The organism is Streptomyces sp. NPDC037100 (genome assembly GCF_055606225.1).
The window spans coordinates 22,320-28,745 of sequence record NZ_JBVJSX010000025.1; the positions used below are offsets into that span (position 1 = coordinate 22,320).

The window sequence follows — 6,426 nt, forward strand, 5'->3', positions numbered from 1 at the left end:
CCGCAGGGACCGGAGTGCGCGATCGTCTGGGGGCAGGCCCGGCCGGCGCCGTGGACCCACCGCCCGCAGTGAGTGCGGAACAGACCGCCTTCAGGGATACGCCACTCCTCGTCTTCGGCGCACTGGCGGGCTGCCCAGCCCGCCAGCGACCTCGTCGTACCAGTCGGTGGCCGCCTTGGCCCTCATCGGGTGGCCGCCTTCTGAGTGGGGAGCGCTGCGAGCGGGGACCGGTGGCCCTGGGGGGTCGCACGGACGGCATCCCAGTCGATGTGGCGGCTTCGGGCGATCCGGTCAAGGTCGGCCTGGCGGTAGAGCAGGACGACGTCGTGCTTGTTCCAGCTGGAGCGGGCCGTGTCCGCGTGGGCCAGGAGCCCGGCACGGATCAGGTGGTCGAAGTCCGAGGCACGAAGTCCGAGGATCCGTGCGGCGGCGTCGCGCATGTGGAGCTGTCCGGCGGTCGAGGCGCGTGCGACCTTCCGCCGGTCTGTGAGGTTCTCCAGGGCGAGCCCGCAGTACAGGGCGTAGCCCTTGTGGTCGCCGACCACGGGCAGGTGGCCGCGGCGAGCGAGTTCGGCGGCGGTGCCGGCGTGCACGACCAGGTTGAAACGCTCGGCGAGGTGCTCCTCGGCGCGGGTCGCGCCGACGTCGGGCAGGGTGCCGACGGCCTCCTTGATGGCGTCGATGCGGGCGATCGCGTCGTCGAAGACGGCTGCGGACCATCGGTCACCGGCGACGTCGGGGCCGGGGATGAGCCCGAGGCGCTGGGCGCGGCTGAACTGCCACAGCGTCAGGCCGGAGCGGGCGGGGAATTGCAGGGGTCCGCACGTCTTGAGCGTGCTGGCAGTGGTGGTGGGCATGCGGGGTCTCCGTCCGAGGTGCTACAGCTGCGGGTGGCTACGGGACGCCGGTGATCTTGTCGGGGTTTACCGGTAGGCCCCGTCCCACATCTCCTCGTCGGCGTACTCGCCGTCGTCGTAGTACTCACTGAAGTCGTCCGTCTCGGCGCCCCGGAGCTCGTCGTCCAGCGCATCCAGGACCAGCTCTTGGTACTTCTCCTCGGCCGGGTCGTACGGCTCGCGGGCCTCGTCTGCCATGTCTGCCCAGTACGCCGCATCCTGCTCTGCTTCCCATCCGGAGCGTTCGGCCGGGGTCAGGGACGCTAGCCACGCCTCGTGCTGCGCCCGGCGGGCCTCGTCGGCGGCCTCGTGGTAGCCCTGCCAGATGTGCGCCGGCATGTTGGGCTCCGGGGAGCACCAGGACCAGGTGCCGTCGAGCAGGTGATGGCCGTCCGTACGAGCGCACCGGCCGCCGTCGATGGGATGCGCCAGGCCGTGACAGCGCAGGACAAGTGCCGTCGAGGGCGGCGGTGTTGTGCGGGGTGCGCCACGTAGCTCGGCGAGGACATCGGGGAAGCGGCGGCCACTGGTTCGGGCGATCTGGCGGGCCTGGCGCTTGAGGTGGTCGCTGCCGGATTTAGTCACGGTCGTCTCGTCTCCACAGCGGGACCCCACGCTTCCCGCCGGACGTCGCGTGAAATGGGCGCAGCCGGACAGACGGGTTCTTCGGGTGGTGCTGCGCGGGACCCGACCTCGGTCCTTGTCCGGCGGCGCTGCCCCGGTGCGGCGTGGGCGCGGGGGCAGCAGCGGAAACGGCGGTTCGCGGCATGCCGTTTACTACGGGATCTACCGTAGTGGGTGCCACTGACAACCGGGGGCTCGATGGTGTTGAGCAGGCCTCTTCACACCGGGAGGACGGTGAGCCGATCCGCGATCCAGCCCAGAAACGCGAGCATCGCCATGCCCCGGCTGATAACGTAGGGCGTGCCGTTCACGACGGATCCAGAGCCGATGAGATACCCGCCGCTGCGCTGGCCGGGACCGCGGGCATCGATGCCCTGCCCGAGCACCGTCCGGCCCCCGGAGAGGCTGGCAATCGGGCAGTCGGCCGGGGCGCGGAAGTACAGGTGCAAGCCCCCGCTCGGGGTCCGCACCGTCAAGGTGCCGGGCCAGTCCTGGCCGATCCGGGCGGCGAGTGGCGCAAGCCCCACCTCGCCGTCGCCCTCGACGTCCAGGTCCAGTCCGACCACGCGGGAGGCACGGCAGCCGACGCCGATGTTGTCGCCCTCGCGCCATACGGCACGGACGCGGGAGGGCTCGGTCAGACAGCGTGCATGCCATCCGCTTCCGGGCGGCCGTATACCGCCGGGCGGGTGCGGGAACACCACCAGGTCGGCGACGGACCAGATCGACGGCCACGGTCGTGGTCGAGGGCGGCTCAGCACACACAGTGGTACTCGTGGGTGGCGCGGCCCGCAGCAGTGGAACCGGTGCCGACACTCCTCGCAGCTGTACCGGGGGTCGTTCAGTCACGTTGTTGCTGGGCGTCGGCCATACCGTCGCTCGATCGCTCGTACACCTCGGCGGCCGCGCGGCCGCCATCGCTCAGGAGCGGGCGCGTCTCTGTGAGCCACACCAGGTCCTCGGTGTGGGCGCCGACGTCCTCGCGCAGCAGCGCGATGCCCATCGCGCCGAAGCGCAGCCACTTGATCGCGCTGCCCTTCACCCGCACGCGGGCACTGCGGTGTTACGGCCGCTGGACGCCTCGCAGCGCGTCGAGATAGTCGAGAGACCGGCCGGTGCGGTGCCCGTAGGCGAGGGAGAAGAACAGCAGCCCGGCCACGCCGATGAGTAGGGGTACGGCGGCGGGCGGGTTGAGGAAGCCGATACCGACGGCGGCCGCCGTCGTAAGGGCCGCCGCCAGGATCAGCCGCAGGGTTTCACGGTTGCGGGCGGGCTCGAGATCAGTGAGCTGGTCTTCGTTGAGTAGTGCGCCGAAGCGGCAGTCGAGGTAGCGGTCGAGGATGAGGGCGGTCATGGCGCACAGTTCCTGTGCTGCGCGGTCGGGGTCCTTGTCGAACTCCCGCGCCGCCCGCTGCAGGGCGGCGGCCACGAGCGCGGTGTGTTCCTTCAGCTCACCTCGTCGTGCGGCAGTGGCGGAGATGGTCTTGTCTCGGGGGACCTTCATGATGGCGCGCCCGAGTTGGCGCGCGTTGCGGTCGATCGAGGCGTGTACTCCTCTCCGCCAGGATCTAGGCACGATGTCCCGTGCGCCGATAGACCGGACAAGGAGACCGCACAGCATCGGAACCCTGAAAGAGCGACCGAGGACAATGCGTCCCGGCCGACGCACGAGGGTCGCTTTGATGACTACGTCGTGCATGCGATTGGAGAACGTCAGCGCGAACAACCCGACTAAGGGCTGTCCCGTATCTTCCCCCATCACCTCTGAGGGGCTGTCACCTCCTGCGGCGGACGGTCGGCGAACAGCCGGGTAAGGCTGGGGTTAGATTCTTCGCATGCCTTCGCATCTCAGTCATGGTGCTTCCGGAGCCCTCCGACGCTTCGCTGGATGGCTCGCCCGGGGGTCGGTAGGCCACCCGACGCTGGAAGGGGTCGACTACTGGGAAGAGTTGCGCGAGTCGCCCTCCCAGATGGAGATCTGCGTCGCAATCTTCGCCAACGTCCTCGAACTGGATGAGCAGGGAGAACCGGTCAACGAGAAGCACGCGGAGCGCAGGGCTGCAGCCTGGCTCTACCGATACTGCACCGGGCAGCTACCCCCAGGAGAGCCGGACATCGAGCCGTGGGAATGCCAACTCTATTGACCGGTAAGGGCGAGGTTGTGCAGGCGGGCGATGCCGTGCATCGCGTGGTGCACGCCGTCGCCTCGTAGTCGGCAGTCGCGCAGGATCTTCCAGGTCTTCATCCGAGCGAAGGCGTGCTCGACGCGGGCGCGAACCTGCTTGTGGGACTTGTTGTGGGCCTGTTTCCAGTCGGGCAGATCCTCTCCCTTGCGGCGGCGGTGCGGCATCACGAGCCCGGTACCCGGATAGCCGCCGTCGGCGATGGCCATCGTGTTGCCGACGGCGGCCTTCGCACCGGACTCCGCCCAGGCCCGGCAGTCGTTGCGATTGCCCGGCAGCGGCCGGCCGACCACTACGACCAGGCGGGTGTCAGCGTCGATGACCACCTGATGGTTGGTGGAATAGCGATAGTTCTTCGACTGCTCGGCCACCTTGTGGTCCCGCGTGGGCACCAGGGTGCCGTCCACGATCAGCACCGCGTCCTTGGCGAAACGCTGGCGGGGGTGCAGCGCGAGCCTCGGGCCGAAGTCGTCGATCACTCGGTCCGCGGCTGACTTCGATACCCCGAACAGCGGGGCCAGTTGCCGCATCGTCAAGTTCGTCCGCCAGTACGTGGCGACCAACAGTACTCGGTCCTCCAGCGACAGCTTCCACGGCCGGCCCCGGCCCTGGGAGTCGGCACCCTCGCGACGCAGCGCGGTCACCAACTTGCCGAAGGCGCGCGGGCTCAGTCCGGTAAACGGGGCGATCCAGGACGGCTCGGAGGCCGTGATCACAGCTGACACGGTCAAGATCATCGCAGGGCAAAATCGCTTACGGGACAGCCCTTAGCGTCAGATCTGCTTGCGCGAGACCAGGCCCTGGTGGCCGTCCTCGTCGTCGGCTGGTTCGCCGAAGTGGGCGGTGTCCCAGTGAAGCAGGCTGAAGCAGAGCTTCTGGAAGCGCTCGGCCAATTCCCACACTTCGCTGCTGTTAATGAAAGTGATCTCGGGACGGTCACTGCGGTGGGCTCCCTTCAAGGTGAGCCACTGGTAGGACTCGTCGTCGTAGATCCAGTAGCCGTGCAGGTAGCGGTTGCGTAGGCGGAATCCTTCCTCCGCAGCGTCCAGGGCTTCGGCGAGTGACGTCTTGCACGAGGCGGAAAGAGTGACCGCTTCCAGCTCCTTTCTGCATTGCTGTACGAGCTTGCCGCCGGTGGCGAGGCCAGTTCGCTGTAGGCCTTCTCCGCTTCGACGAGGTGCACGTAGATCCCGTGCAGGATGTACTCGGCCTCCGCGGCCTTCCGGGCAACGAGCCCCAACCCCAGGGTGATTGTGAGTTCCTCCGCGTCCGCGTCGCTTATGAGATGGGGGATGGGCAGCTCGATGCCGAGGGGGTGGGCGCTGCTCTCACTCACGCGATCTCCGGGGGGTCCGAGGGTGCGGTCCACTTTGAGGGAGCCGCCTACAGATCATCAGCTCTGTCGGGATCGGCGTGACGCCGGCGAGGTTAAACCCGCTGGCCCCTCGCCGACTTCGTCTGGCAGGGGCGGCAGGACTCGAACCTGCGGCATCCGGTTTTGGAGACCGGCGCTCTGGCCAGCTGAGCTACGCCCCTTCGGTAGGAGTCAGCGTGGCATGACCGACCGGCTGTTCTCCAAGGGATTTCTGCTCAGAGTGAGTGATCTACCCGGTGACGGCCGGGTAGACGCGAGGCAGGGTGCGAAGCCCGCGGCGGCGAGGGCGGCGAAGGCACTTCTCGGGCGTGCTCGATCTCGTCGTCAGCGGGCCAGTGCCGAGGTACCTGTCGGTGTCGCACAGTACGGCGACATACGACAGTGCCGGGACGGGCGGGTCCTCAGTCATGCCGGCAGTGTGATGCGCCGGGCCGCACGGGAAGGATCATCCAGCCAGCACGACGGGGCGCACGGGTGCACCGTGTTCGAGGACGCCAGTAACCAGGTCGGCGAGACCGAGCGGGTAGACCGTGTCAGCCGTGGCATTCAGTGGGGCGAGGGTCCACCAGCGGTATTCGCGGATGTTGTCGGGCTGCGATGCCCGGGCCGGGTCGACGGCGGCCGCTGGGACTCGGGCGAGGAAGTACTTCTCCACTTGGCGGACCTCGCGGCCGCCGACGAGGTGGTCCTTGCTGCGTTCCGCGAGCTGGTCCCCGAGCTCGACCGCCTTCTCGTCGATGCCGAGCTCTTCACCCAGCTCGCGGAGTACCGCCGCGCTGTGGTCTCCCTTGTCTTCGTCCTCCAGGGAGCCGCCGGGCGTGGCCCAGAAGCCGCCGTTCTCGTCGTAGCGCAGCAACAGGACGTGGTCCCGGTCGTCGAGGACGATGGCACGGGCGGCTTCCCTCAGAGGCGGAGTGGAGGTCATGTCCTCAGTGTGGCAGCCCTCGGGAGGGGTCAGGACCGCTCTACGACGTATTCGCCGATGCAGGCCGCGTCCAGGTCGCAGGCCTGGAACGTGGCGAGGGCATGGGCGGGGGTCTCGACGATGGGCTCGCGGTCGTTGAAGGACGTGTTCAGGACGACGGGCACCCCGGTGAGCTGGTAGAAGTGCTCGATCAGCGCCCCGTATGCGGGTGCGACGGCAGGATCGACGGTCTGCACGCGCGCGGTGCCGTCGACGTGCACGACTCCGGCAATCTTGTCGGCGTGGTCGGGGTGGACAGGCGGGGCGAGCAGCATGAATGGGCTGGGCACGTCTAGAGCGTGTCTCTTTGGTGGGCTCATCAGTTGATCTGATGTGCCTGTCCGATTAGTGATCACTGATGCGATGTGGGACCGGATCGAGCCG

Annotated in this window: 10 protein-coding genes and 1 tRNA gene; 1 reads left to right on the forward strand and 10 read right to left on the reverse strand. The window is 68.3% G+C overall.

The genetic code is table 11. The features are described 5' to 3' along the window. Positions 1–182: 182 nt before the first annotated feature. From ACZ7EG_RS39565 to ACZ7EG_RS39585, 5 genes are all read right to left on the reverse strand, one after another. Positions 183–857, reverse strand: a complete 675-nt coding sequence (locus ACZ7EG_RS39565; RefSeq protein ID WP_471089744.1) for a hypothetical protein — start codon at positions 855–857, stop codon at positions 183–185. Positions 858–923: 66 nt separating this feature from the next. Beyond that, positions 924–1,481 (reverse strand): hypothetical protein, encoded by a 558-nt coding sequence (locus ACZ7EG_RS39570; protein WP_471089747.1) that lies wholly within the window; start codon positions 1,479–1,481, stop codon positions 924–926. A 257-nt stretch (positions 1,482–1,738) separates the two neighbouring features. Next, complete coding sequence (locus ACZ7EG_RS39575; RefSeq protein ID WP_471089750.1) at positions 1,739–2,281, reverse strand: bifunctional DNA primase/polymerase; 543 nt, start codon at positions 2,279–2,281, stop codon at positions 1,739–1,741. An 80-nt stretch (positions 2,282–2,361) separates the two neighbouring features. After that, positions 2,362–2,568 carry a hypothetical protein gene (locus tag ACZ7EG_RS39580; RefSeq protein ID WP_471089753.1) on the reverse strand — a complete coding sequence of 69 codons (207 nt, stop codon included), beginning with the start codon at positions 2,566–2,568 and terminating at the stop codon, positions 2,362–2,364. Between the two features lie 15 nt (positions 2,569–2,583). After that, on the reverse strand, positions 2,584–3,024 hold the full coding sequence (locus ACZ7EG_RS39585; protein WP_471089756.1) for a hypothetical protein: 441 nt from the start codon (positions 3,022–3,024) through the stop codon (positions 2,584–2,586). Between the two features lie 331 nt (positions 3,025–3,355). On the opposite strand from ACZ7EG_RS39585, the gene ACZ7EG_RS39590 reads away from it, so the two are divergent. Beyond that, on the forward strand, positions 3,356–3,664 hold the full coding sequence (locus tag ACZ7EG_RS39590) for a DUF7677 family protein (protein WP_471089759.1): 309 nt from the start codon (positions 3,356–3,358) through the stop codon (positions 3,662–3,664). Here ACZ7EG_RS39590 and ACZ7EG_RS39595 read toward each other — a convergent pair. The 5 genes from ACZ7EG_RS39595 to ACZ7EG_RS39615 form a co-directional block, all read right to left on the reverse strand. After that, positions 3,658–4,428, reverse strand: a complete 771-nt coding sequence (locus tag ACZ7EG_RS39595) for a transposase (RefSeq protein WP_471089762.1) — start codon at positions 4,426–4,428, stop codon at positions 3,658–3,660. The genes ACZ7EG_RS39590 and ACZ7EG_RS39595 overlap by 7 nt on opposite strands. Before the next feature lie 230 nt (positions 4,429–4,658). Further along, a complete protein-coding gene (locus ACZ7EG_RS39600) occupies positions 4,659–5,039 on the reverse strand; it encodes a hypothetical protein (protein ID WP_471089765.1) in 381 nt (126 codons plus the stop codon). A gap of 123 nt (positions 5,040–5,162) precedes the next feature. Beyond that, positions 5,163–5,239: transfer RNA gene (locus tag ACZ7EG_RS39605), tRNA-Trp, on the reverse strand. A 284-nt stretch (positions 5,240–5,523) separates the two neighbouring features. After that, a complete protein-coding gene (locus tag ACZ7EG_RS39610; protein WP_471089768.1) occupies positions 5,524–6,003 on the reverse strand; it encodes an NUDIX hydrolase in 480 nt (159 codons plus the stop codon). Between the two features lie 29 nt (positions 6,004–6,032). After that, positions 6,033–6,332, reverse strand: coding sequence for a carbamoyltransferase C-terminal domain-containing protein (locus ACZ7EG_RS39615; RefSeq protein WP_471089771.1), 300 nt, complete (start codon positions 6,330–6,332; stop codon positions 6,033–6,035). Positions 6,333–6,426 lie beyond the last annotated feature (94 nt).

What these genes read in the sequence shown, in the direction of transcription:
- ACZ7EG_RS39610 (WP_471089768.1), bottom strand. Translation starts at nt 6,003, where the DNA reads ATGACCTCCACTCCGCCTCTGAGGGAAGCCGCCCGTGCCATCGTCCTC.
- ACZ7EG_RS39585 (WP_471089756.1), bottom strand. Translation starts at nt 3,024, where the DNA reads ATGAAGGTCCCCCGAGACAAGACCATCTCCGCCACTGCCGCACGACGA.
- ACZ7EG_RS39565 (WP_471089744.1), bottom strand. Translation starts at nt 857, where the DNA reads ATGCCCACCACCACTGCCAGCACGCTCAAGACGTGCGGACCCCTGCAA.
- ACZ7EG_RS39590 (WP_471089759.1), top strand. Translation starts at nt 3,356, where the DNA reads ATGCCTTCGCATCTCAGTCATGGTGCTTCCGGAGCCCTCCGACGCTTC.